The sequence below is a fragment of the Aquimarina sp. 433 genome (genome assembly GCF_054054605.1).
Window position 1 is genome coordinate 1 of record NZ_JBSWZK010000032.1, and the last position, 902, is coordinate 902.

1 protein-coding gene is annotated in these 902 nt (G+C 41.9%); it reads left to right on the top strand.

Going from position 1 to position 902, the window contains the following annotated elements; translation table 11 throughout:
* Positions 1–902 (top strand): DUF7507 domain-containing protein (locus tag ACWNT5_RS24220; RefSeq protein WP_456518854.1); only part of this gene is annotated, 902 nt, incomplete at both ends.

Here is a 902-nt window from a genome sequence, read left to right on the forward strand (position 1 = left end):
GGAAGTGAGAGTGGCGGCTTGATCAGCTGGAGTGGCTTAAGTGTTACCACAACCACCCCATTAGTATTGACTTATACGGCAGTAGTGACTGCTACGGGCAACTATACGAACTTTGCAGAGATCACTGCGAGTGATAATTTTGATCCCGACAGTAGTCCTGATGCTACAGCAGATACAGATACCCCTGCAGAAGATGATGAGACCAGTGCTACACCAGAAGTACCAGTTCTAAGTGTTATCAAGACAGTCAGGGTAGCGGGAAGTGTCTTAAATGATGTTATTGAGTATGATATTGTAGTGACCAATACAGGTAATGTTACATTAACCGATATTGAAATTACAGATGACAATGCAGATGCTGGAAGTATTGTAGGCAGTCCAATAGCAAGTTTAACACCAGGCGCTAGTGTAACAGTGACAGCAAATCAAACAATTACACAAGCAAATATCGATGCAGGATTTATAGAGAACAGTGCTACAGCTACAGGAGATAGTCCAAGTGGTACGGACGATGTAACAGATGTATCTGATGCAGGTGATGAGACTGTTGAGACACCAAATGGAGATGGAAGTACAGATTCGGATCCTACCAATGACCCAACAGTTACTACGATTACTGCTGATCCAAGTTTGAGTGTTATCAAGACAGTTAGAGTAGCAGGAAGTGCATTGAATGATGTTATTGAGTATGATATTGTAGTGACTAATACAGGAAATGTTACATTAACCGATATTGAGATAGAGGATGCGAATGCAGATGCTGGAAGTATCGTAGGAAGTCCGATAGCAAGTTTAGCACCAGGTGCTAGTGTAACGGTAACAGCAAATCAAACAATTACACAAGCAAATATCGATGCAGGATTTATAGAGAACAGTGCTACAGCTACAGGAGATAGTCCAAG